The following is a 23,451-nucleotide window of genomic DNA, read 5'->3' as shown; positions in this document are numbered from 1 at the left end:
GAAGTGAACATGCCCGCAGCAAACGCCGCAAGCCCTTGGTACAAGCACCTTTGGCCATGGATCATCATCGGGATTCTGGCTTGCTCGGTGACCCTGACCCTGTCCATGGTGACCATTGCGGTGAATCACCCGGACAACCTGGTCAACGACAACTACTACGAGGCCGGCAAAGGCATCAACCGTTCCCTGGACCGTGAACTGCTCGCCCAGACCCTGCTGATGCGCGCCTCGGTCCACCTGGATGACGTGACCGGCGAAGTCGATCTGCGCTTGAACGGCAATAGTCAGCCGAAGACCGTGGAGCTGAACCTGATCTCGCCGACCCAACCGGAAAAGGACCGCAAAATTGTCCTGACCCGCAGTGAAACCGAACAGGGCCGTTACATCGGTCAATTGAGCGACAAGATCGAAGGCCGGCGCTTTGTCGAACTGCTCGGCACTCAGGATGACCACACATGGCGCCTGTTCGAAGAAGAGCTGGTCAGCCATGACAAGGACCTGCTGCTCGGTGACGAGCCGCTGCAAGGCGCGGAAGACCTGAAAAAGTAAAACCACGCTTCGCGCATCGCGAGCAAGCTCGCTCCCACGGTCAATCACTGTTGCATACAGATTTTGATATCACCAATGATCCCTGTGGGAGCGAGCTTGCTCGCGATGCGGCCCTTCCTGAAGACAAAGATTCAGCGGCGCTAGTGAAAACCTGATGACCACCCCACTCCCCTGCTACCACTGCGCCCTGCCCGTCCCGGCCGGCAGCCGTTTCACCGCGGCGGTTCTTGGGCAAACCCGCGAATTCTGCTGCCCGGGTTGCCAGGCGGTGGCCGAGGCGATTGTCGCCGGAGGGCTGGAAAACTATTACCAGCATCGCAGCGAAGCGTCGGCCAACCCTGAAGCGCTACCGGTGCAACTGGTGGACGAACTGGCGCTGTACGACCGTGCGGATGTGCAACAACCCTTTGTCCGCCACGAAGGCGAACTCGCCGAAACCACACTGTTGATGGAAGGCATCAGTTGCGCCGCCTGTGGCTGGCTGATCGAGAAACATCTGCGTGCACTGCCCGCCGTGGCCGAAGCGCGCCTGAACCTGTCCAACCATCGCCTGCATGTCCGTTGGGCCGACGCCCAATTGCCGCTGAGTCAAGTGCTCGGCGAGTTGCGTCACATCGGTTACGCCGCCCACCCCTACCAGGCCGACCGCGCCAGCGAACAACTGGCCAGCGAAAACCGCCGGGCCCTGCGTCAATTGGGCGTCGCCGGATTGCTGTGGTTCCAGGCGATGATGGCGACCATGGCCACCTGGCCGGAATTCAACATCGACCTCAGCCCCGAACTGCACACGATCCTGCGCTGGGTCGCGCTGTTCCTCACCACCCCGATCGTGTTCTACAGCTGCGCACCTTTCTTCAAAGGCGCGATGCGCGACCTGCGCACCCGGCACCTGACGATGGACGTTTCTGTGTCGCTGGCCATTGGCAGTGCCTACATCGCCGGCATCTGGACCTCGATCACCGGCGTGGGTGAACTGTATTTCGACGCCGTCGGCATGTTCGCGCTGTTCCTGCTGGCGGGGCGTTATCTGGAACGCCGCGCCCGGGAACGCACGGCCGCCGCCACCGCACAACTGGTCAATCTGCTGCCGGCCTCGTGCCTGCGCCTGAGTGCCGACGGCCAGAGTGAACGCATCCTGCTCAGCGAACTGCGCGTCGGTGACCAGGTGCTGGTGCACCCCGGCGCGATTCTCCCGGCCGACGGCAAGATCCTTGAGGGCCAGTCGAGCATCGATGAATCGCTGCTCACCGGCGAATACCTGCCACAGGCCAGGACCACGGGCGATGCGGTCACTGCGGGCACCCTGAACGTCGAAGGCGCGTTGACCGTGGAAGTCCAGGCCCTGGGTCAGGACACTCGTCTGTCCGCCATCGTCCGCCTGCTCGATCGCGCCCAGGCTGAAAAGCCGCGACTGGCAGAAATCGCCGACCGCGCGGCGCAATGGTTCCTCCTGCTGTCACTGATCGCCGCCGCTGGCATCGGCCTGCTGTGGTGGGAACTGGATGCTTCGCGGGCCTTCTGGATTGTCCTGGCGATGCTGGTTGCGACCTGCCCGTGCGCCCTGTCCCTGGCCACGCCGACGGCCCTCACCGCGGCCACCGGCACGTTGCACAAGCTGGGGCTGTTGTTGACGCGCGGTCATGTGCTCGAAGGCCTGAACCAGATCGACACGGTGATTTTCGACAAGACCGGAACCCTCACCGAAGGACGCCTGGCGTTACGCTCGATCCGCCCTCTCGGCGCCCTGGACAGCGATCAATGCCTGAGCCTCGCCGCCGCGCTGGAAAACCGCTCCGAACACCCGATTGCCCGCGCCTTTGGTCGTGCGCCCCTGGCCGCCGAAGACGTGCACAGCACCCCCGGCCTCGGCCTCGAAGGGCGGGTCGGCGAGCAGCGTTTGCGTATTGGCCAACCCGGTTTTGTCTGCGAACTCAGTGGCACCGCCCTGCCATCGATGCCGGATGAAGCCGGGCAATGGCTGTTGCTCGGCGATACCCACGGGCCGCTGGCGTGGCTGGTCCTCGACGACCGCCTGCGTGCCGATGCCCGCGCCCTGCTGGATGCCTGCAAGGCGCGTGGCTGGCACACATTGTTGCTGTCCGGCGACAGCTCGCCGATGGTCGCCAGTGTCGCCGCCGAGCTGGGCATCGACGAAGCCCGCGGCGGATTGCGCCCGGACGACAAGCTGCAAGTCCTGCAACAGCTGCACAAGGAAGGTCGCAAGGTTTTGATGCTCGGTGACGGGGTCAACGACGTGCCGGTGCTGGCGGCTGCCGACATCAGCGTGGCCATGGGTTCGGCCACCGACCTGGCGAAAACCAGTGCGGACGCGGTGCTGCTGTCCAATCGTCTCGATGCCCTGGTGCAAGCCTTCAGCCTGGCGCGACGCACCCGTCGGGTAATCATCGAGAACCTGCTGTGGGCCGGGCTGTACAATGGCCTCATGTTGCCGTTCGCCGCCCTCGGCTGGATCACTCCGGTATGGGCCGCGGTCGGTATGTCCATCAGTTCGCTGACCGTGGTGCTGAACGCGCTGCGCCTGACTCGCCTGCCGAGCGCGCCCGCCACCAGCAGCACGCCACAAACCCGCCCACTGCCGGCCTGAGCCGCGCGGGCATGGAGTCCAGATGCCAGCTCTTTACGTGATGATCCCGGCTGCACTGCTGATCGTGGCCATCGCCGTCTACATCTTCTTCTGGGCGGTCGACAGCGGGCAGTACGACGACCTCGACGGCCCGGCCCACAGCATCCTGTTCGACGACCAGGACCCGAACCACACCGCCGCAGTCGACGAGGCCAGCGGCCATCCGGCCAAACCCGACGACAAGGCGCCGCCCCATGCTTGAATTGGCGCCACTGTTGGTCTCGGCGTTGATTCTCGGCCTGCTCGGGGGCGGTCATTGCCTGGGCATGTGCGGTGGCCTGATGGGCGCGCTGACCCTGGCGATCCCCAAGGAACAACGCAGCCGGCGCTTTCGCCTGCTGCTGGCCTACAACCTCGGGCGAATTCTCAGCTATGCCACGGCCGGCCTGTTGATCGGCCTGGCGGGCTGGGCGGTGGCCAACAGTCCGGCGGCGATGTTCATGCGCGTGCTCGCCGGTTTGCTGCTGATCGCGATGGGCTTGTACCTCGCTGGCTGGTGGAGCGGCCTGACCCGCATCGAAAGCCTCGGACGCGGCCTGTGGCGGCATATCCAGCCGGTTGCCAACACACTGCTGCCAGTGTCGAGCGTGCCCCGTGCGCTGCTCTTGGGTGCGCTCTGGGGCTGGTTACCGTGCGGCCTGGTCTACAGCACGTTGCTGTGGTCGGCCAGTCAGGGCAATGCGCTCGACAGTGCGTTGCTGATGCTGGCTTTCGGGTTGGGCACCTGGCCGGTGCTGCTCGCCACGGGGCTGGCGGCCGAACGGGTGACGGCGCTGTTGCGCAAGCGCAGCGTGCGCATGGCCGGTGGGTTGCTGGTGATGTTGTTCGGCATCTGGACCTTGCCGGGGCCGCATCAGCATTGGCTCATGGGGCATTAGATCGACGGTGCGCCCTTCGCGTGCAGGCTCGCTCCCACAGGGGAATGCATTCCAAATGTGGGAAGCCTGCTCGCGATGAGGCCCGCACTGACAGCACGAATTCCGACCCTTGACGCAAATCAAGATGTCCAATCGACGCAACCCCTAGACTGGCCGACACTGCAAGCCTATCCGGGGGAACGCCCGCATGATGCTCGACGCCATTCGTTGGGATACCGATTTGATCCGCCGTTATGACCTGGCGGGGCCGCGCTATACCTCCTACCCGACCGCCGTACAATTCAACAGCCAGGTCGGCACGTTCGACCTGTTTCACGCCCTGCGCGACAGCCGCAAGGCCCAGCGCCCGTTGTCGCTGTATGTGCACGTGCCGTTCTGCGCCAACATCTGCTACTACTGCGCCTGCAACAAAGTCATCACCAAGGATCGCGGCCGCGCCCAGCCCTACCTGCAGCGCCTGGAACAGGAAATCCAGTTGATCGCCTGCCACCTCGACCCTGCGCAAAAAGTCGAGCAACTGCACTTTGGTGGCGGTACGCCAACCTTTCTCAGTCACGACGAACTGCGTCAGCTGATGGCTCACCTGCGCAAACATTTCAATCTGCTGGACGACGATTCCGGCGACTACGGCATCGAGATCGACCCTCGCGAGGCCGACTGGTCGACCATGGGGTTGCTCCGGGAGCTGGGTTTCAACCGGGTCAGTATCGGCCTGCAAGACCTCGACCCCGCAGTGCAGCGTGCCGTCAATCGCCTGCAAAGTCTTGAAGAAACCCGCGCCGTGATCGACGCCGCCCGCACCTTGCAGTTTCGTTCGATCAACATCGACCTGATCTACGGCTTGCCAAGACAAACCCCGGACAACTTCGCCCGCACCGTCGAAGAAGTGATCAACCTGCAACCCGATCGTCTTTCGGTGTTCAACTACGCTCACCTGCCGGAACGCTTCATGCCGCAACGGCGGATCAACAGCAACGAACTGCCGACGCCCGCGCAGAAACTGGAAATGTTGCAGCGCACCATCGAGCAACTGACGGCTGCCGGTTATCGCTACATCGGCATGGACCACTTCGCCCTGCCGGACGACGAACTGGCGATGGCCCAGGAAGAATCGACCCTGCAACGCAACTTCCAGGGCTACACCACCCACGGACATTGCGATCTGATCGGGCTGGGCGTGTCGGCGATCAGCCAGATCGGCGACTTGTACTGCCAGAACAGCAGCGACCTGAATCAGTACCAGAGCGCTTTGGACTCTTCACAGCTGGCCACCAGCCGCGGCCTGTTGTGCAACGCCGATGACCGGCTGCGGCGTGCGGTCATTCAGCAACTGATCTGCAATTTCAGCCTGGAGTTCGCCCAGATCGAACAAGCCTTCAACATCGACTTTCAGGGCTATTTCGGCGAGCTTTGGCCACAGCTGCACAATATGGCCAAGGATGGCCTGATCGAACTCGACAATGAACGAATCACCGTGCTGCCGGCCGGCCGCCTGCTGGTACGCTCGGTTTGCATGGTTTTTGATGCGTACCTGGAACATCACAATCGCCAGCGGTTTTCCCGCGTGATCTAAGTCTTGACGGCAAATCCGCCGTACGCTGGCCTCCATGTCCTTCGGTGGGTTACCCTTACGTCTTACGCGTGTTTTCCCACAAGGATTGAAGAAATGTCTGAGCCAGTAAAGTTGCGTGCTCATAATCAGGCCCATTGCAAGGATTGCAGCCTGGCCCCACTGTGTTTGCCACTTTCACTCAACCTGGAAGACATGGATGCCCTGGATGAAATCGTCAAACGTGGCCGCCCGCTGAAAAAAGGCGAGTTTCTGTTCCGCCAGGGTGACACCTTCGACTCCGTTTATGCCGTACGCTCCGGTGCGTTGAAAACGTTCAACCTGAGCGATGTCGGCGAAGAACAGCTCACCGGTTTTCACTTGCCGAGTGAACTGGTCGGCTTGTCGGGCATGGACACCGAGAAACATCCGGTGTCGGCACAAGCGCTGGAAACCACGTCGGTCTGTGAAATCCCCTTCGAACGTCTCGACGAACTGGCCCTGCAACTGCCGCAGCTGCGCCGTCAGCTGATGCGCGTGATGAGCCGCGAGATTCGCGACGTTCAACAGATGATGCTGCTGCTGTCGAAAAAGACCGCAGACGAGCGTATCGCCACATTCCTGGTCAACCTGTCGGCACGTTTCCGCGCCCGTGGATTCTCGGCCAATCAGTTCCGCCTGAGCATGTCCCGCAACGAAATCGGTAACTACCTGGGCCTGGCGGTGGAAACCGTTTCGCGGGTGTTCACGCGCTTCCAGCAGAACGAACTGATCGCCGCCGAAGGCAAGGAAATCCAGATTCTCGATCCGATCCAGCTCTGTGCACTGGCTGGCGGCTCGATCGAAGGCTGATCTCGATCCGCGGTTGAGCGAACCGTTTCAGCCGCGGGTATACTGCGCCGTTTGCAGCCCTGCCAGGACACCTTGACGATGGCCTTCGACTCCTTCGACATCAAATCCCTCATTCGCCCCGTGATCGACTTCCCCAAGCCGGGGGTGATTTTTCGTGACATCACCCCGCTGTTCCAGTCGCCCACGGCCCTGCGCCTGGTGATGGACAGCTTTGCCCATCGCTACGTCGAGGCTGATTTCACCCACATCGGCGCCATGGATGCCCGTGGTTTCCTGATCGGTTCAGTGCTGGCCTATCAGTTGAACAAACCGCTGGTGCTGTTCCGCAAGCAAGGCAAGCTGCCCGCCGATGTGCTGGCCGAAGGCTATGCGACCGAATACGGTGAAGCCTTTCTGGAAGTGCACGCTGACAGCCTCTGCGAAGGCGATTCAGTGGTGATGTTCGATGACCTGATCGCCACCGGCGGCACCCTGATTGCAGCGGCTAACTTGATCCGCCGCATGGGCGCACGGGTGCATGAAGCGGCGGCGATTATTGATTTGCCGGAGCTGGGCGGGTCGCGGCGCCTGGAAGACATGGGAATTGCGACGTTCTGCCTGACGCAGTTTGCGCTGACCGACAGGTAAGCGGCGCCTTCACTGGCGCCATCGCGAGCAGGCTCGCTCCCACATTGGATTTGTGGAGTTCACAAAATTCTGTGGGAGCGAGCCTGCTCGCGATAGCGTCGGTCGCTACAACATCAATCCAAAGCCTGTCATAGCCCCATCTGCTTGCTGATAATCTCGTTCATCACTTCCCGCGTACCGCCGCCAATCGAAAGAATCCGGTTATCCCGGTACAACCGCTCCACCAGGCTTTCGCGCATGTAACCCATGCCACCCAGAATCTGCACCGCGTCCGAGGTGATGCGATCCGCCGTATCCGTCGCAAAGTTCTTGGCCATGGAAATTTCCTTGATGACGCTCTGCCCCGCGGCCATTTTCGCCGCCTGGCGGTAGGTGAATTCGCGCGACACCTCCAGTGCCGTAGCCATCTCGGCGAGGCGGTGTTTGATCACCTGGAACTTGCCGATGGGTTTGCCAAAGGCCTCGCGTTCCCGCGCCCATTTCAGGCTTTCCTCCAGCGCCAGCTGAGCGGTCATGTTGGCCATCAATGCCAGGGCCAGGCGCTCGCTCTGGAAGTTGCCCATGATGCAGGCAAAACCCATGTTCTCGCTGCCGATCAAATTGCCCACAGGCACCTGGCAATCGTCGAAGAACAGTTCAGCGGTGTCCGAGGCCCACCAACCCATTTTCTTCAACTGACGCCCCACGGTGAAACCGGGCGTGCCCTTCTCGATCAATAACAGGCTGATGCCGGCGAAACCCGGCTCACCGGTTCGCACGGCGACGGTGTAGAAATCCGCGCGCACGCCGCTGGTGATGAAGGTTTTACTGCCACTGACCCGGTAAAAGTCACCGTCACGCATGGCGCGGGTCTGCAGGCTGGCAACGTCGGAACCGCCGCCGGGTTCGGTGATGGCCAAAGCGCTGATTTTCTCGCCGGACAACACCTGCGGCACAACCCGATCACGTACATCAGGCCTGGCCCACTTGAGAATCGGCGGCAGGCCGATGTCCAGCGAGCCAAGCCCCGCCACCAGGCCACCCGAGCCACAGCGCATCAATTCTTCGCTGGCGGCGACCTTGGCGAACAGATCACCTTGGTGGCTGCCACCCAGGCTCTCGGGGTAACCGATGCCGAGAATGCCCGCCGCACCGGCCTTGAGGTAGAGCTCGCGGGGGAAGCTTTCGGCTTCTTCCCATTGGTCGATGTCCGGAAGAATCTCGCGCTCGACGAAACGTCTGACGCTGTCGCGGACCAATTGGTGGCTGGGGTCGAAGTATTCCTGGAAGGCAGACATCGGCGAACTCCACTGAAGGGTTCAGCGACGTTAACCGAGCGCTTGCTTGGTTTTCAACAGGATTGTGCGTGTGTCAGATAGACCGTGTCGCCCGCATCGCGAGCAGGCTCGCTCCCACATTGGATTTGCGGTGCACACAAAAAACCTGCTCGCGATGACGTCAACCCAAACGACACAAGTTACAAACTGATCGGCTTACGCCCGGCAAACGAATGCGCCAGCGTTCCGCCATCCACCAGTTCCAGCTCGCCGCCCAATGGCACGCCATGGGCGATGCGCGAGGCGATCAGGCCTTTGCTGCTGAGCAATTGGGCGATGTAGTGCGCAGTCGCTTCACCTTCCACGGTCGGGTTGGTGGCGAGAATGACTTCGGCAAACGTGCCCGCCTCTTCGATTCGCGCCATCAATTGCGGAATGCCGATGGCTTCCGGCCCCAGCCCGTCGAGTGGCGACAGGTGGCCTTTGAGCACGAAGTAGCGACCGCGAAACCCGGTCTGCTCTACGGCGTAGACATCCATCGGCCCTTCCACCACGCAAAGCAGGGTGTCGTCGCGGCGAGTGTCCGCGCATTGCGGGCAAAGGTCATCTTCCGTCAAGGTGCGGCACAAACGGCAATGTCCGACACCTTCCATGGCCTGACTCAAGGCCAACGCCAGGCGCGAGCCGCCGCTGCGATCACGTTCGAGCAACTGCAACGCCATGCGCTGGGCGGTTTTCTGACCTACACCAGGCAAAATTCGCAGGGCATCGATCAGTTGGCGAATCAAAGGGCTGAAGCTCATGGGGGAAAAATCCGACAAAACAACGAGACGCGGTTTATACCCGCGCCTCTGATTAGCGTCAAATTGCAGCGTCAGTCTTTTGCGACCCGCACCACCAGTTTGCCGAAGTTACGCCCTTCCAGCAGACCGATGAACGCCTCGGGCGCCTGCTCCAGACCATCGACCACGTCTTCGCGGAACTTGACCTTGCCGTCGCGCACCCACGGCGCCATGGCACTGACGAATTCCGGCTGACGGTCGCCATAGTCGTCGAACACGATGAAGCCCTGAATTCGCACGCGCTTGGTCAAAAGCGTGCGCTGCAATTGCGGCAGGCGATCCGGACCGCTCGGCGCCTCGCTGGCATTGTACGAAGCGATCAACCCACAGAGCGGAATCCGCGCCTTGGGATTGAGCAGTGGCACGACCGCGTCAAACACCTTGCCGCCGACGTTTTCATAATAGATATCGATGCCTTTGGGGCAGGCCCGGGCCAGCTCATCGGCGAAGTCTGGGCTCTTGTGGTCGATACAGGCGTCGAAGCCCAACGCCTCAACCACGTAGCGGCACTTGTCCGCGCCACCGGCCACGCCCACCACGCGCAAGCCCTTGATTTTCGCCACCTGCCCGACCACCGAGCCGACTGCACCCGATGCGGCCGCGACCACCAGCGTTTCGCCGGACTTCGGCTGGCCAATGTCCATCAAGCCCATGTAAGCGGTCATGCCCGGCATGCCGAGGACACCCAGGGCCATCGACGGGCTCGGCAGCCCCGACGGCACCGGCACAATACTGCGACCGTCGTTGATGCTATGGCTTTGCCAACCCGTGGCGCCGACCACCAGATCGCCTTCCTGAAACCTGGGATTGAGCGAACGCTCGACCCGGCTGACGGCGCCACCTGTCATCACCCCACCGATTTCCACCGGCGCGGCGTAGGACGGCGCGTCACTCATGCGCCCGCGCATGTAAGGGTCCAGCGACAGATAAAGGGTCTTGAGCAATACCTCACCCTCAGCCAGCTCGGGCAACGCGACCCGCTCCAGGCGGAAATTCTCGGGCGTCGGCGCACCCACCGGGCGGGAGGCCAGGACGATACGTTGGTTGAGGGTCATAGGGTCGGACATGTCAGCGTCTCCTTGATCGTTGAGTTCGGTGGTATAGGGAGAAGACCTTTGTGGCGGTACTGCGTTCGATGATTCTTCCGTTTTGCCGAGTTGACGCCATCGCGATCAGCCGGAAACAAAAATGCCAGGCGCGATGCCTGGCATTTTTTTGTAGCTCATCTGACGCCTGAAGGCGAATCAGAACGGCAGTTTCATGCCCGGTGGCAGTTGCATGCCTGCGGTCATGCCGGACATTTTGTCCTGGCTGTTGGCTTCGATCTTGCGCACGGCGTCGTTGACCGCTGCCGCGAACACCGCTTCCAGCATTTCCTTGTCATCTTCGCTCAGGCCTTCGACCAGGCTTGGGTCGATGGTCACGCGCTTGACGTCGTGACGACCGGTCATGACCACGGTGACCATATCGCCACCGGCCTTACCGGTGACTTCGGCATTGGCCAGCTCTTCCTGCATCTTGGCCATTTTTTCCTGCATCTGCTGCGCCTGCTTCATCAGGCCGGCCATGCCACCTTTCATCATGGGAATCACCTCAAAAGTACTTGGATAAAAACAGCGCCCGGCCCTGCTGGCCGAACGCCCTCAGTTATTAGCCCTGACTGACCAGAGCTTCGACAGGTTCAATAGTATCGTTACGGATCACCGCACCGAACTGCTGCATCATTTGCTGGATGAACGGATCGCCATGGATCGACTCCTCGGCCTCGCGCTGGCGGTCGGCACGACGGCGCGACGCGGCCTGGGCCGGGGTTTCCTGCTCGGGCTTGATCAACTCCATGGTCAGGGTCAGCGTACGCCCGTGGTACTGATTCAACGCATCGTTGAGGCGGCGTTGCTGGGTGGCGTTGAACAAGGCGCTGTGGGCCGGGTCCAGGTGCAACAGCCAATTGTCGCCATCAACGGCGATCAGCGTGCAGTTGGCGGCGATGCTGCCGGTCATGCCGGAGATCGGCAGGTTCGGGAACAGTTCCAGCCATTGCAGGGCCAGTCCCGTGGCCGGCGCGGCGGCAGGCTCGGGCTCCGGTTCGGCGGCAGGCTCGGCGGCGTGCTCGCTGGCCAGTTCGTCGAGGTAGCTGTAGGCGGAGTCCATGTCCGGCTCGATGTAGTCCTCGTCCAGCGGCGGCTCGTCGTCCAGGTCCATGCCCGGCGTGGCGGCATCGACCTCGGCCACCGAGGGTTCCGGAATAGGCGCGGCGGCCCACTCCGGCGCGTCCGGCACCACGCTGTCGGGCGTCGGCAACGGCATCGGAGACAATTCGGGTTGTTCGCTGGCGGTTTCCAGTACCGGCTCGACCGCTGGCTGCTGGACGACTTCCGGTTCGACTGGATCATTCCACGGCAGGTCGACCACTTCTTCGACCACGACCGCCTCGACCAGCGGTTCGGGCTCAGGCACCGCGACCGACTCAGGCAACGCTACCGGAGCCACGACAGGCGCGGGCGCCACGGGTGCAACTGCCGCAGCGACCACCGGCGCAACAACGGGCGCGGCAGCCACGGATTTGGCGGAATCAACTGTGGCCTGGCTGATCCCCACTGGCTTTAGCGGTTGCCTCGGGGCATCCGCGGTGTCGGCGGGCCGGAAGGCGAGCATTCGCAGCAACACCATTTCGAAGCCGCCGCGGGGGTCCGGCGCCAGCGGCAAGTCGCGGCGGCCGATCAGGCCCATCTGGTAATAAAACTGTACGTCTTCGGCGGGCAGCGCCTGGGCCAGTGCCAGCACGCGGTCCCGATCACCATGGCCGTTATCGACGCCTTCAGGCAAGGCCTGGGCGATGGCGACACGGTGCAGCACGTTGAGAATTTCCGAGAGTACGCCGTTCCAGTCCGGGCCTTGTTCGGCCAAATGCCGAACGGCTTCGAGCAACGCCTTGGCATCGCCTTCGATCAGCGCATGCAGGACGTCATAGACTTGCCCGTGATCGAGTGTCCCGAGCATTGCCCGCACATCGGCGGCCATGACCTTGCCTTCACCGAAGGCAATCGCCTGGTCGGTCAGGCTCATGGCGTCGCGCATCGAACCATCGGCGGCGCGCCCCAGCAACCACAGCGCATCGTCTTCGAACGGCACGTTCTCGACGCCCAGCACGTGGGTCAAATGCTCGACGACGCGCTCCGGGGTCATGTTCTTCAGGGAAAACTGCAGGCACCGGGAGAGAATCGTTGCAGGAAGTTTCTGCGGATCAGTGGTGGCCAGGATGAACTTGACGTAGGGTGGCGGCTCTTCGAGGGTTTTCAACAGCGCATTGAAGGAATGGCTGGAGAGCATGTGCACTTCGTCGATCAGGTAAACCTTGAAGCGTCCGCGGCTTGGGGCGTACTGCACGTTGTCGAGCAGTTCGCGGGTGTCTTCGACCTTGGTGCGACTCGCGGCGTCGATCTCGATCAGGTCGACGAAACGGCCTTCATCGATTTCGCGACACACCGAGCACTCGCCGCAAGGCGTTGAAGTGATGCCTGTTTCACAGTTCAGGCATTTGGCGATAATTCGCGCGATGGTGGTCTTGCCGACCCCGCGCGTACCGGTGAACAGGTAGGCGTGGTGCAGCCGCTGGCTGTCCAAGGCATTGATCAGAGCCTTGAGCACATGGGTCTGGCCGACCATTTCGCGGAACGAGCGCGGACGCCATTTACGTGCAAGAACCTGATAACTCATCGAAAACCGTCGCAACGAAGGAAGCTGAAGCGGCTAATGCTAGCGGAGCAAGGGCAAAATTGCATCCGGTGCGCTCGTCTAATCTGGCTAAGCTCGATTTTGGGGGCTATTTGTTTCAAAGATCCATTGGTGCGTTTATGCGGCTGGCCTTGGGGGCACTGCTGTTGATCAGCCTGAACGGAGCGGCCGCCGGTGCGCCGTTGCGCTTTGTGGTGCCCGACAGTTGGGCGATGCCGATGGTGCAACTGGAACATGGCCGACCGACCCAGGGCATTCTGTACGACGTGATGCTCAGTCTCGCGAGCCAGGTCGGCGTCCCGGCGGAGTTTCACGTATTGCCTCGGGCGCGGGTGCAGAGCGCCATGGAGCACGGCGAGGTCGATATCCGCTGCTATGCCGCGCAGTCCTGGTTGCCGAACCAGTCCGGTGACTACATCTGGAGCATCCCGCTCTGGACCCAACCCGACATGCTGATCAGCCGCCCTCCCGGTCTCGCCTCGGTGAATCCGGAGAATTTATCGCATCAGTCCATCGGCACGGTGCTCGGCTATAGCTATCCGACCCTGCAGCCGCTGTTCGATAGCAGCCAGTTGCACCGCGACGACGCTCGCAATCAGGAACAGGTGCTGCAAAAGCTCCAGGCGGGGCGCAATCGGTACGCCGTCAGCAATCAATGGTCGCTGGAATGGTTCAATCAGCGCCTGTCGCCGGAGCAGCGACTGCAGAGTGTCGCGGTGCTGCAGGTACAGCACGTAGGCTGCTATGTGCGCAACGATCCCGAGGTGCCGGTGCAACGGATTCTGCGCACCTTGCTGCGGATGAAAATGTCCGGCGAGATCGACGCCATCATCGGGCTTTACATTGGCGACAAGTCCGAAACCAATCCCTGATCCCGGGCCGTTTCATCCCTGAGACGCCATTGGGCGGGCGCGACAAAACCCGCGACCCAGCCCGGTACGTCTGCGGGCGGCATCGGCCGGGCAATGAAATAGCCCTGCGCCACTTCGCAGCCCAACTGCAGCAACAACTCACCGTGCTCGACACTTTCCAGCCCTTCGGCAATCACCTGCCGACCAAACGCCCGCGCCAAGCCAATCACGGCGGACGTGAGGGCCAGGTCATCGTGGTCATGCAATATGTCGCGCACAAAAGATTTATCGATCTTGATGGTTTGGGTGCGCAGGCGCTTGAGGTAGCTCAGGGATGAATAACCGGTACCGAAATCGCCCAATGAAAACTGCACCCCCATTGCCTGGCAGGCTCGCAGGCAGTCACTGACGTGCTGAATGTTCTCGATGGCGACCGACTCGACGATTTCCAGGTCGAGTTTTTGCGGTGCGACCCGTGCGTAGCGCGAAAGCAGGTTTCCCAGCCGCTCGACAAAATCCGCCCGCTGAAAATGCCGCGCGGCGATATTGACGCTTACCGGCCAGTCATGCCCGGCCTGCTGCCAACGATCCAACTGAGACAACACCTGATCCATGACCCATTCACCGATTTCGATAATCAGGTCTGTCTCCTCAACCAGCACCAGAAACTCCTTCGCCGCCACCAGGCCTTCCTGTGGATGCTCCCAGCGCAGCAGGGCTTCGAAACCCACGACTTCGCCGCGGCGCATATTGACCTTGGGCTGAAAATGCAGGCGCAACTCATCGGAGGCCAGCGCCTGGCGCACCCGCTCGACCGTCTGGTGCGTAGCCTTGCCTTCGCGATCCCGTGACACGTCAAACACATGAAAACGCTTGCGCCCGCTCTGCTTGGCTACGTACATGGCTTGATCGGCGTGGCGTAGCAGGGTTTCAGCGTCTTCGTTGTCGTGGGGGAACAGCGTGACGCCAATGCTGGCGTACACATTGATGTCTTTGCCGTGCACCGAATACGGCACCGAGATCGTCCCCAGCACCCGGTTCAGCGCCGCACGCAGCTCCACCAAGTCGCGCACATAACGCAAGATGAGCACGAATTCGTCACCGGCCAGCCGCGCCACCACATCCTCGCCGCGCACGATGTCGCGCAGGCGTCTGGCCACTTCCACCAGCAACAGATCGCCACTGGCATGCCCGTAACTATCGTTGACGGTCTTGAAGCCATCGAGATCGAGCATGCACACCGCCAGCGGGATACTCTCCTGGCGCGAGAATTCCAGTGCCTGATCCAGCAGTTCCGAGAGAAATACGCGATTGGGCAGCCCGGTCAGTACATCGTGCCCGACCCGCCATTGGAGGGAATGCAGCAACTGATGCTTCTCACTGATGTCAAAACGTATGGAGACATAACGCTCGACCCGCCCGGTGACGCTGTCGAGCAAGGGCACCATGGAGCTTTCGACCCAATACAGGCTGCCGTCCTTGGCGCGATTGCAGATTACGCCCTTCCAGACGCTTCCCAAGGCGATGGTGCGCCACATTCCGGCAAAAAAATCAGTGGAGTGCATGCCGGAATTGAGCATGCGGTGGTTCTGCCCTAGCAGCTCCTCACGGCTGTAGCCGGAAATGGCGCAGAACTGATCATTGACGTGGGTGATCCGGCCGGAAAGGTCGGTCTCGGAAAAGATAGCGGCGGCATCGACGGCCCTGCGGTATTTCTCGTCCATGAGTCAGACTCGCTGTTGCTGGCGGTCGCCTGATTCAAGGGCGCACCACCAACAATGGTAAATTCGGCAGGTTTAGAGAGCTGGTTTAACAGGAACGCAACTGCCCGAGCGCGTGCCGTGCTGGCTTCTTCACATTATTCAAATTTCTGAAATCCGGTCACTGAAGCCCTGACTGGCGGGCAATTCTACGAAACACATCACATTTTGCAAAGCAAGGTGATGGATCAAGCAGTTGTCTAATGCAAAAATCTATCGTTAAGTTCTTGATTCTAAATGGGAATTGAGTAATGCAAATTTCAAGTTTGGGTCCAGCCATCCGGCGCTACCGCAAGGTCGCGGGGCTTACTCAGGCTGAACTTGGCGAAAGAACCGGTTTTGACCCCAAAACCATCAGCCGCTTCGAAACCGGCACCTATACCCCCAGCGTGGACGTTCTGTTCCAACTAGCCGATGTGCTGGGCGTGAAGCTGAAAGCCTTTTTCGCAGATTTGGGCGATGAAGATGAACAGCGGGCGTATCTGTTCGATGTCATTCATAAAGCAACCCCAAATGATCTGGGAAAGCTGATTGCAGCGGTTGACCAGGCCTTGTCCAAGCCTAATGGCAGAAAATGAAAAAGAGAGGCCGACCTGTCGCACTCGACAGGTCGGCCTCCTTTTTTGTACCTGAACCGCAAATCGCAGACGGCAAAAAACCGCAATGGACAAGATCCATGGCAGCGCAATGAAGAGTGTGTTTGAACAGATAACGCGAGAGAGGGCTCGCGGTGCGTTATGGAGGCAACCCCACCAGCCACACCCCGGCACACAATGTTCCCGCTGTGGCTGCTTCCTTCCGGATCTGACCAGGTTCACGGGTAATCGTTGCGGGGCCATGTATTACGGGGGTTTCAGGCTGTTGAGGTCGCTTCAAATCATCCGTCCCAGCACTCAGTACGGACTGTCAGCACTCGGGGTGTAGCCAGCATTGTCACACTTTGCTGTCACACATGGGTGTCACACACATGGCCTACCTGATCCGACGCGGAGCCTTCTATTACCTGAACCTCCGGCTACCCAAGCACCTCTTCCCACGCTGTAACACTTTGCGTTTGAGTTTGAATATTCGGCACCGTCAGAGCGCCCTATTTCTCGCGGCTTCCCTCGCCCAACAAGTGCATGAACACCTATCCGAACACCCTCTGGCAGACCTTCAGACGCTCCGTACCCTGTGTTCAGGGTGGCGAGACTCTAGCCCTACGCCAACGATCCAACCTGTCACACGGAAGGCACCAACCAATTCTCCGATACGGAATAGCGACGGCCCTACCCTGGCCTCCCTGTCAAAGATCTATATAGAAGAAGGCAAACGCGGTGGTACATGGCGGACGGTAAGCACCTTCGAGGTGGAACGTTCCCTACGCGATCTATTCGAGCTGATGGGGGACATGCCCGTTGAACGCTTCGACGCTCAGCAAGCCCGCCTACTGAAAGAACGGTTAAGCCGCTGTCCTCAATACTTCGGCATACGCCCTGAGTTCGCAGAAAAGACTTTGAGACAGGTTGTCGAGTCGGCTGGCACGTACAAAACGATCACGGCGGTTACGGTGAACAATCGGCTACGTAAACTCTCTGCCTTTCTTAACTGGTGCAAGGGCAACGGGTACATAACGGAGAATCCACTGGTGGGACTGAAAGTAATGACTGGAGCGGCCAAGGAAGCACGCCTGTCCTTCGACCAACACGACCTGACTATCCTCCTCGACCTCAATGTGCTCCAAGCCGAAGCTCGTAAACATCCTTGGCGGTACTGGCTACCGCTCATGGGGCGAGCCACCGGAGCTCGACTGGAAGAGTTATGCCAACTGCGTGTTGACGACTTTATCCAGCAACAGGGTATTCAATGCATCCGTATCGATGACAACAGTGAAGGCCAGAATCTGAAGAACTCCAGTAGCCGACGTGTACTACCCATTCACCCTAATCTGGTCGAACTTGGCCTGCTACGCCATGTTGAGTCAGTCAGGGCCACTGGGGCAGATCGCCTGTTCCCTGAACTTGACCCCGTACGAGGAAAGCTGGGCCATGCACCATCCAAATGGTTCGGACGTTACAAGGTGAAACGCGGGATCACCGACTCCAAGAAAACATTCCACAGCTTTCGACATACTCTGATCGATGATCTTCGGGACTCCGGAGCCCAGGACTCTCTAATCAAGCGAATAGCAGGACACGAGGACGGTGCCGTGACGTTCAGCATCTACGGCAGTCGCAGCCCATTGAAGGCAATGGTGGACGCACTGCGACACATTGAGCTGATACCCGGCGAATAAAAAAGGGGTGCCTCTCAAAGCTGTATCCATCGAGAAGGCACCCCAAATAATTAAATCAAACTAAAAGCAAACAACTAACACCACAGCACACCACCAACAAAACAGCGCCAATAACGATTTAATCAAATCATTATTCAATACAAACAAACAAGCCCCCAACAATATTCTTACACCCCCAAATTAAAAATTTAGATTCTGTTTAGAATCACCGGAATCAGTAGTAAGATCAGCTCAACAAAAACGAAATCCCCGCTGACACCGACGATCCCCGCCATTATCAGCTAGGATTAATTCAACCATAAAAAGGTACATTAGTAATGCCCACTAAATCTATTTACACCGCCATTGCGGCACCAGGCGCTGGGAAGACCCAAGCCGTAATCAACAAGATTCCAGGTTATATTAAACACGGATGCAAAATTGTAATGGCGCTTCCTACATTAAAATTAAATAATGATATTGTTAGCTCCATGAACACAGCGAAGCTAACCCCTAGGATCATCAACAGTGAGCAGGACGAAGTTAAGCACAATCAAACATCAGTAACCAAAGTGCTGACCGAAGCTCTGACAAATGGAAATGACTCTTTGATTATCATCACGCATGATTCACTGAGACGCGTAGATCCCAACCTTCTTAAACCCTACATTTTGATCATTGACGAAGTTCCGTCGGTCATTGATATCAATCACTTTACCGTAAAGGCTTGGGATGCAATAACAATTTTCGCTGCAACTGATGTATTTAACAACCAACTGAAAATCAAGGACAGGCAGCTTGCGGCAATCAAGGAACAGGTTAAGACTTACAAAGAATCTTTGACAAATAATGGATATGCGTCCACGTTATCCGGATTGGAACATAAAATTTATGACGCCATTCTGACCGGTAATATCGTTCATTTTGATGTGGAAGATGGTGGAAAGATAACTTTCCACATCATTGTTGAACGGTCTATCTTCCCCCAAATTGACCGAGCTCGGCGAACACACATTTTGGCAGCAAATATCGACGGAGGTATCTTCGACCTTTTTGCTAAGAAATTAGGGTACCACTACAAAAAATCGGAGTTTACTCCTGAGTCACCCGGTTACATGTGCGATACTTATATTTACCCGATGCTGAATGGTCACTGGTCAAAACGTAAAGTATTAGGAAATGAACAAGGCGACCAAAGTCATATCCACACCGGAACAAATGATCAGATTATTGATAAAATTTTCGAAACCGCACTACAACACACTCCTAGCAGCAAACTGTTGATCGTACAAAATAAATGGGGGAAATTTAGCGAGCGTTATGCCCCGTCAAATTTGAAGGCAATGAAAAAAATTGATTTTCTTCAACTGGACTGCCGTGGCCTCAACTGCTATCAAGACAGTAATGCCGCACTTTTGTTATTTGGCGGAAATCCAAGCCCCAATGACAAGAGAAGCTTTAAAATGATCAGTGACAAGCACAATATCAGCGTAGCGAGCCTTAATGATGCGTGGATCGTACAAAATAAATACGAGGCTAGTTTACAAGCTTTAACTCGAACTGCAATTCGAACTCGAGGCAATACGAGTTCCGTTTATTTTTACGTGCAAGATATGGCAGTCGCAAATTATCTAAAATCAACCTATATGACAAATGCAATCATTGACGATTGCCTTGCTTTAACCATCGAAAAACCAGATGGCAGGTCTAAAGTCTCACCCGACGAAAAAGCTAAAGCTGTAAACTTTATCAAACAAGCTTTATACAAAGGCACCAAACAAGCCGATATCAATAACGCCTTGGTGGAGCTTTGGAGCGTAGCAAAGAGAACTGCCCGAACATGGACAAAGAATGTACGCGAAAGCTTACCAGCCGAGCCTGTCGAAGGTCTTGAACGGTTCTTCGTATAATACTGATTCCGCCCTGTGAAAGCTGGGCGGCTAGTCTGCATAAAACGGCCGCAACCCTAAGAATACTTCTTAGAGATATAGCCGCTTATAAAAACTTCAAAGCCTTAAAGCTTCTAAAAGTCTAAAAGCTTTAAGTTTTTCTAGAGCTCTATTAGCCATAACAATCGAAGACCAAATTAGAAGGCACGAAGTGCGTTCTCCGTGCGAAGCGCGGCTATCCAAACCCATGAACACTATGATAGCTCTAGACTTAGAAACAACTAGAACTGGATAGTCTCAGCCTTCGGCTTCGAACCTTAAATATTATCAACGACACTAGCCGCTATTAAATTATTTAAAAGTCAAAGATATTCATCAGTTCATGTTTATTCTCTGAGCCCGTACCGGGCACACTCGCGAGCTCGTGTAATCAAACCTAATGGAACATAACCCTAGAGATTCTATATGATGGCTTGAAAGCATAGATCTTTAATAAGCACATCCGTTTCCATCGCCCCTGGCGCTACATCGGGTATGAATCAGAAGTTCCGCATCAAACACTATGCAGCTTGAGTAAAATTACAACCAGCATAAAATAACAGGAAATATTAATGTAAAATGGTTTCTTGTTATTTTTAATGTCACAACATTCGCTGACCACAGCCTATGAACCTTAGGACAAGTAACAGAACCGTCATACCAATGCGCCAAAACACGCCATTTAGAGGCACTTCTTTAAACAACAGTATGATAGAGCGACCAGACCACATAGCACTGGCCTAATGTGCCTTTTTATATTTCGAGCTGAGTCATTCCATCCTATGACCTAATAAATTGGGGGCATCCTAGAGGACGCAATACAACAGACCAAATAACCTTCAGAAATAAATTCGCATGAAAAGCCCCTGAAAACGGGGCTTATACCATTAATTTTATCCCACCTTCAAACTTAACCAAACTTATAAAGAATGAGAAGCGACGATATCAAGGCACTGTTGAAGCACCTCGAACCTCAGAACGGTTTAGGCCTGCATAAGTGCGCTCGATCTGCGTCGGTCGACTGCGACACCCACACCCAAAGTACAGGAATTAAAATCCAAGGGGTTCGTCCAATCAGCCACAGCATCTGGCCTAGGAGTCAGTCTAAGCAACGTCAAAAGGTTGTGTAACAAGGCTGGATAAAACCTAATCTAGCCTACCTTCCCGACCTAAAATTTGATATCCCCCAATTTTAGGGGCTGAAGCCCTATTTGGATCCCCGTGGCCTGATTGGAACTAGGCTCTAAGTTAGAAGCTTAAAAAAGCGCCATCATTTAGCCATAGTTCAGATTTTTCCTTTAGACTCGTTTTTTTTGGATACCGTGAGAATATGGAAGTGGGCCAATCATTCGTGAAAAAGAGTTGGAATTGCTATGCACGTCCGTTGCTTCTGGGGCTTTGCCTCATGCAGACGGCGCTCTATACGCATGCTTCGCAGGATCTAATCGAAAACAAGAGTATGGCCGAAAACGGCGATACCTCTGCCCAAACGTTGTTCCATTCCAAAGAAAGTGCCGAGGCGGAAGCTAAGGCAAAGGCCGCAGAATATGCCAAGGCTCGGATGGTAGAAGATGCTAGAACTATCAAACAGCTAAAATCGATAGAAAATGCCAATAACTTGAAGTATTCAGGGGGGCTATCAGAAGCACTACAAAACAACAAAGATAAGGGGTTAGACTGGTTCAAGAACAAGCTGTTCAAGCTAGACAAAGCCTCTGTCATCACCATGTGCGATCCAGGCATATGCTACGTTGTTGCATTTAGTGGGTTATCGGGTCTTGGAATAACCTCAGAAAATGGAGACTTCAACGGTCGACAGCTGCAAGGGCAGCTTGTACGTGTTATTGGCACGGACCGGTTCGGAAATATTGTGGTAACTCGATTAACCACAAATGATAAACCCTCGCAAAACTCACGCCCAGCGAAACATGTGGAGGAAGTGCGACAAGTACCTATAGCTATAGACAAACCTGAACGTCAGCCTATAGATAAACCTGAGCGCCAGCAGGAACCAGCCGATCATGGTGGTGAAGAAGTTACGGGCACTTTCCAAGATCTGATTCTTGCTCGGGCATCAGAAGGCTGGGCTCGCCCACCGTCAGCAAAGAAAGGCATGAAGGTCGTACTACAGATCAATATGTTACCGGATGGCTCAATGAAGTCAGTCAGTGTAGCCAGGTCCAGTGGAGATACTCCATACGATAACTCGGCGGTGGCTGCTGTCAAAAACGTCGGTCGATTGCCAGAAATGCAGGGGCTTAGGCCTAGTGATTTCCAACAGTACAGTTCATTCAGGATGACGGTAACGCCTGATGATCTAGCCTTGTAATCAATGGGGCCCAACATGCACGTGAGATGCGTTGAGGATGCGTGATATGCGCGTCTTCGATGCTGGGGTCACCATAGCCAAATATCCACTGCCCAGCCCCCAGCGTCATTCCGCAGTGGGCTTGGACTATTAAAAATCTGCTTGCTCGATCCCGGCAGCCCACATTCGATCACAACCCATTCAAGGATGACCACCATGCCAGACAACACAGATGCCGACATCGCCACAGCGGACGTACTGACCTTGCTACTGCACAACCAGCACGCACTAGCCGCAGCAATTGAAGAAGTCGCCTTGTGGGCAAGGTCAACTGGTTCGCCCGAAGCACATAACAACGCCATCACGGCGCTGGATACACTCGACACAAATGCCTCGGCCATCACCGCTGGGATTCTCAAGTTGAGGCAATAACCGCTATCAAAGACGCCTAGGATCAAGGAAAGAGCCACTGTGGTGTTCAAATAGAGCTCCCGTCTTCCTCACCTCCAAGCCCTGATTAAGCTGGGGTAATATGATCACCAGGAAGCCAGGAGTAATTTATGGATAGCAAGCAGGCGATAGAACTTGGCGCTAAGGTCATAGCAATACAGACATTAATGATCGCGTTTGCCACCGATGGCCGGACCTCTACTCAACCTGCCGAATACCGAGAGCTCTATGCGGAGGTGACGATTGATCTGGAAGAAGCGAAATATGCGAATCCCAACCCGCACAAATCTCTCGAAGTCTTCATGGCATTTTGCAAGCTCCAGGTAATGAGCACCTATGCTAGTCGGCGTGTCTACGTGCAGGAACTCTATGCAGATGTCTTGCTCGACCTAAAACGGATACAACGACACGCGCCATCATCTAGGAATTGGGCCAAAGCAAATGAAGCGTTGGCCAACGAACTGACGCCAATCCGTGCGCAATGGCTAAAGGCGAAGAACTTCATCTACTCAGCAACGCCTGACTTCGAAAACTCCATAAAGGAGTCAATCAGCTCCGTTGAATCAAGCCTCATGGTGCTTCTGAATGAGCCGAACGGAACGCTCGGCAAGATCATCAGACAAGCAAAGCTTGACGCTGATATTGAACGCTTGATTACCCAAGCCTATGGCTATGCGAGTAACAAAGATTTCGTTAGGCACGGTGGCACAATCGAGTCAAGGCTTTCAAAGGCAGAAGCAGAGTTTTTCCTTGAGTTCGCAGCAACATCCATCGTCTACATCACGAATCGGCTAAAAAAGGGGTGACACGGGGGGACCGACTACGTGCTCTCAGAAAGGGCTAAAGGGGCTAAATCGATCCACCTTATTGGTATCGTCGGATCAAAAAATCGTAAGTGTCCGGTAAAGTCATCTGGCTTTTTCCACGTTTTCGTTTATGACGGCCTACCGACAGGAAGGTCATCGAAT

General features: G+C 56.9%; 20 protein-coding genes and 1 other RNA gene. 14 read left to right on the top strand and 7 right to left on the bottom strand.

Going from position 1 to position 23,451, the window contains the following annotated elements:
* Window positions 1-9 precede the first annotated feature (9 nt).
* The 7 genes from JQF37_RS13660 (at window position 10) to JQF37_RS13630 (ending at window position 7,099) form a co-directional block, all read left to right on the top strand.
* Window positions 10-549 (top strand): FixH family protein, encoded by a 540-nt coding sequence (locus tag JQF37_RS13660; RefSeq protein WP_130205864.1) that lies wholly within the window; start codon window positions 10-12, stop codon window positions 547-549.
* A gap of 154 nt (window positions 550-703) precedes the next feature.
* Complete coding sequence (locus JQF37_RS13655; protein ID WP_130205862.1) at window positions 704-3,154, top strand: heavy metal translocating P-type ATPase; 2,451 nt, start codon at window positions 704-706, stop codon at window positions 3,152-3,154.
* Window positions 3,155-3,176: 22 nt separating this feature from the next.
* Window positions 3,177-3,395 (top strand): cbb3-type cytochrome oxidase assembly protein CcoS, encoded by a 219-nt coding sequence (gene ccoS, locus JQF37_RS13650; RefSeq protein ID WP_047531427.1) that lies wholly within the window; start codon window positions 3,177-3,179, stop codon window positions 3,393-3,395.
* Window positions 3,388-4,071 carry a sulfite exporter TauE/SafE family protein gene (locus JQF37_RS13645; protein ID WP_090463798.1) on the top strand — a complete coding sequence of 228 codons (684 nt, stop codon included), beginning with the start codon at window positions 3,388-3,390 and terminating at the stop codon, window positions 4,069-4,071. Before ccoS ends, JQF37_RS13645 begins: the two co-directional genes overlap by 8 nt.
* 190 nt (window positions 4,072-4,261) lie before the next feature.
* Window positions 4,262-5,644 carry an oxygen-independent coproporphyrinogen III oxidase gene (hemN, locus tag JQF37_RS13640; protein ID WP_130206054.1) on the top strand — a complete coding sequence of 461 codons (1,383 nt, stop codon included), beginning with the start codon at window positions 4,262-4,264 and terminating at the stop codon, window positions 5,642-5,644.
* Window positions 5,645-5,737: 93 nt separating this feature from the next.
* Window positions 5,738-6,472, top strand: a complete 735-nt coding sequence (fnr, locus tag JQF37_RS13635; RefSeq protein WP_204149680.1) for a fumarate/nitrate reduction transcriptional regulator Fnr — start codon at window positions 5,738-5,740, stop codon at window positions 6,470-6,472.
* Between the two features lie 78 nt (window positions 6,473-6,550).
* Window positions 6,551-7,099 carry an adenine phosphoribosyltransferase gene (locus tag JQF37_RS13630; protein WP_130205860.1) on the top strand — a complete coding sequence of 183 codons (549 nt, stop codon included), beginning with the start codon at window positions 6,551-6,553 and terminating at the stop codon, window positions 7,097-7,099.
* A gap of 128 nt (window positions 7,100-7,227) precedes the next feature.
* Here JQF37_RS13630 and JQF37_RS13625 read toward each other — a convergent pair whose 3' ends face one another.
* The 5 genes from JQF37_RS13625 to dnaX form a co-directional block, all read right to left on the bottom strand.
* Window positions 7,228-8,376 (bottom strand): acyl-CoA dehydrogenase family protein, encoded by a 1,149-nt coding sequence (locus tag JQF37_RS13625; protein ID WP_130205858.1) that lies wholly within the window; start codon window positions 8,374-8,376, stop codon window positions 7,228-7,230.
* A gap of 179 nt (window positions 8,377-8,555) precedes the next feature.
* Complete coding sequence (gene recR / locus JQF37_RS13620) at window positions 8,556-9,158, bottom strand: recombination mediator RecR (protein WP_008050204.1); 603 nt, start codon at window positions 9,156-9,158, stop codon at window positions 8,556-8,558.
* Window positions 9,159-9,229: 71 nt separating this feature from the next.
* The gene (locus JQF37_RS13615; protein ID WP_130205856.1) at window positions 9,230-10,264 is read right to left on the bottom strand and encodes an NADP-dependent oxidoreductase; all 1,035 of its coding nucleotides are present in this window, start codon (window positions 10,262-10,264) and stop codon (window positions 9,230-9,232) included.
* A gap of 177 nt (window positions 10,265-10,441) precedes the next feature.
* Complete coding sequence (locus tag JQF37_RS13610; RefSeq protein WP_008028561.1) at window positions 10,442-10,780, bottom strand: YbaB/EbfC family nucleoid-associated protein; 339 nt, start codon at window positions 10,778-10,780, stop codon at window positions 10,442-10,444.
* Between the two features lie 67 nt (window positions 10,781-10,847).
* Window positions 10,848-12,914, bottom strand: a complete 2,067-nt coding sequence (dnaX, locus tag JQF37_RS13605) for a DNA polymerase III subunit gamma/tau (RefSeq protein WP_130205854.1) — start codon at window positions 12,912-12,914, stop codon at window positions 10,848-10,850.
* 137 nt (window positions 12,915-13,051) lie between these two features.
* On the opposite strand from dnaX, the gene JQF37_RS13600 reads away from it, so the two are divergent.
* On the top strand, window positions 13,052-13,804 hold the full coding sequence (locus JQF37_RS13600) for a transporter substrate-binding domain-containing protein (RefSeq protein ID WP_130205852.1): 753 nt from the start codon (window positions 13,052-13,054) through the stop codon (window positions 13,802-13,804).
* Here the strand turns inward: JQF37_RS13600 and JQF37_RS13595 are convergent.
* Entirely contained in the window at window positions 13,771-15,507 is a 1,737-nt protein-coding gene (locus JQF37_RS13595; protein WP_130205850.1) for an EAL domain-containing protein, read from the bottom strand. The genes JQF37_RS13600 and JQF37_RS13595 overlap by 34 nt on opposite strands.
* Before the next feature lie 287 nt (window positions 15,508-15,794).
* Here JQF37_RS13595 and JQF37_RS13590 point away from each other — a divergent pair, with 287 nt between their 5' ends.
* On the top strand, window positions 15,795-16,121 hold the full coding sequence (locus tag JQF37_RS13590) for a helix-turn-helix transcriptional regulator (protein WP_047531444.1): 327 nt from the start codon (window positions 15,795-15,797) through the stop codon (window positions 16,119-16,121).
* Window positions 16,122-16,297: 176 nt separating this feature from the next.
* Here the strand turns inward: JQF37_RS13590 and ffs are convergent.
* Window positions 16,298-16,382: signal recognition particle sRNA small type (gene ffs / locus JQF37_RS13585), an RNA gene on the bottom strand.
* A gap of 128 nt (window positions 16,383-16,510) precedes the next feature.
* On the opposite strand from ffs, the gene JQF37_RS13580 reads away from it, so the two are divergent.
* The 5 genes from JQF37_RS13580 to JQF37_RS13560 all read left to right on the top strand — a co-directional run bounded on the left by JQF37_RS13580 (window position 16,511) and on the right by JQF37_RS13560 (window position 23,289).
* Entirely contained in the window at window positions 16,511-17,818 is a 1,308-nt protein-coding gene (locus JQF37_RS13580) for a site-specific integrase (protein ID WP_130205848.1), read from the top strand.
* 317 nt (window positions 17,819-18,135) lie between these two features.
* Window positions 18,136-19,707, top strand: coding sequence for a hypothetical protein (locus JQF37_RS13575; protein WP_130205846.1), 1,572 nt, complete (start codon window positions 18,136-18,138; stop codon window positions 19,705-19,707).
* 1,348 nt (window positions 19,708-21,055) lie between these two features.
* Window positions 21,056-22,054, top strand: a complete 999-nt coding sequence (locus tag JQF37_RS31830) for a cell envelope integrity protein TolA (protein ID WP_130205844.1) — start codon at window positions 21,056-21,058, stop codon at window positions 22,052-22,054.
* A 195-nt stretch (window positions 22,055-22,249) separates the two neighbouring features.
* Window positions 22,250-22,465, top strand: a complete 216-nt coding sequence (locus tag JQF37_RS13565) for a hypothetical protein (RefSeq protein ID WP_130205842.1) — start codon at window positions 22,250-22,252, stop codon at window positions 22,463-22,465.
* A 128-nt stretch (window positions 22,466-22,593) separates the two neighbouring features.
* Entirely contained in the window at window positions 22,594-23,289 is a 696-nt protein-coding gene (locus JQF37_RS13560) for a hypothetical protein (protein WP_130205840.1), read from the top strand.
* Window positions 23,290-23,451 lie beyond the last annotated feature (162 nt).

The organism is Pseudomonas sp. MIL9 (assembly GCF_016887925.1).
GTDB classification, from domain to species: domain Bacteria; phylum Pseudomonadota; class Gammaproteobacteria; order Pseudomonadales; family Pseudomonadaceae; genus Aquipseudomonas; species Aquipseudomonas mohnii.
The sequence above is the reverse complement of the archived record's forward strand: the minus strand, read 5'-3'. Positions and strand labels throughout refer to the sequence as shown.

Coding starts and splice junctions, on each gene's coding strand:
- JQF37_RS13600 (WP_130205852.1), top strand. CDS start 13,052: ATGCGGCTGGCCTTGGGGGCACTGCTGTTGATCAGCCTGAACGGAGCG.
- JQF37_RS13645 (WP_090463798.1), top strand. CDS start 3,388: ATGCTTGAATTGGCGCCACTGTTGGTCTCGGCGTTGATTCTCGGCCTG.
- JQF37_RS13575 (WP_130205846.1), top strand. CDS start 18,136: ATGCCCACTAAATCTATTTACACCGCCATTGCGGCACCAGGCGCTGGG.
- JQF37_RS13630 (WP_130205860.1), top strand. CDS start 6,551: ATGGCCTTCGACTCCTTCGACATCAAATCCCTCATTCGCCCCGTGATC.
- hemN (WP_130206054.1), top strand. CDS start 4,262: ATGCTCGACGCCATTCGTTGGGATACCGATTTGATCCGCCGTTATGAC.
- JQF37_RS13615 (WP_130205856.1), bottom strand. CDS start 10,264: ATGTCCGACCCTATGACCCTCAACCAACGTATCGTCCTGGCCTCCCGC.
- JQF37_RS31830 (WP_130205844.1), top strand. CDS start 21,056: ATGGAAGTGGGCCAATCATTCGTGAAAAAGAGTTGGAATTGCTATGCA.
- recR (WP_008050204.1), bottom strand. CDS start 9,158: ATGAGCTTCAGCCCTTTGATTCGCCAACTGATCGATGCCCTGCGAATT.
- JQF37_RS13590 (WP_047531444.1), top strand. CDS start 15,795: ATGCAAATTTCAAGTTTGGGTCCAGCCATCCGGCGCTACCGCAAGGTC.
- JQF37_RS13625 (WP_130205858.1), bottom strand. CDS start 8,376: ATGTCTGCCTTCCAGGAATACTTCGACCCCAGCCACCAATTGGTCCGC.
- JQF37_RS13560 (WP_130205840.1), top strand. CDS start 22,594: ATGGATAGCAAGCAGGCGATAGAACTTGGCGCTAAGGTCATAGCAATA.
- JQF37_RS13655 (WP_130205862.1), top strand. CDS start 704: ATGACCACCCCACTCCCCTGCTACCACTGCGCCCTGCCCGTCCCGGCC.
- JQF37_RS13660 (WP_130205864.1), top strand. CDS start 10: ATGCCCGCAGCAAACGCCGCAAGCCCTTGGTACAAGCACCTTTGGCCA.
- JQF37_RS13565 (WP_130205842.1), top strand. CDS start 22,250: ATGCCAGACAACACAGATGCCGACATCGCCACAGCGGACGTACTGACC.
- fnr (WP_204149680.1), top strand. CDS start 5,738: ATGTCTGAGCCAGTAAAGTTGCGTGCTCATAATCAGGCCCATTGCAAG.
- JQF37_RS13595 (WP_130205850.1), bottom strand. CDS start 15,507: ATGGACGAGAAATACCGCAGGGCCGTCGATGCCGCCGCTATCTTTTCC.
- dnaX (WP_130205854.1), bottom strand. CDS start 12,914: ATGAGTTATCAGGTTCTTGCACGTAAATGGCGTCCGCGCTCGTTCCGC.
- ccoS (WP_047531427.1), top strand. CDS start 3,177: ATGCCAGCTCTTTACGTGATGATCCCGGCTGCACTGCTGATCGTGGCC.
- JQF37_RS13610 (WP_008028561.1), bottom strand. CDS start 10,780: ATGATGAAAGGTGGCATGGCCGGCCTGATGAAGCAGGCGCAGCAGATG.
- JQF37_RS13580 (WP_130205848.1), top strand. CDS start 16,511: ATGGCCTACCTGATCCGACGCGGAGCCTTCTATTACCTGAACCTCCGG.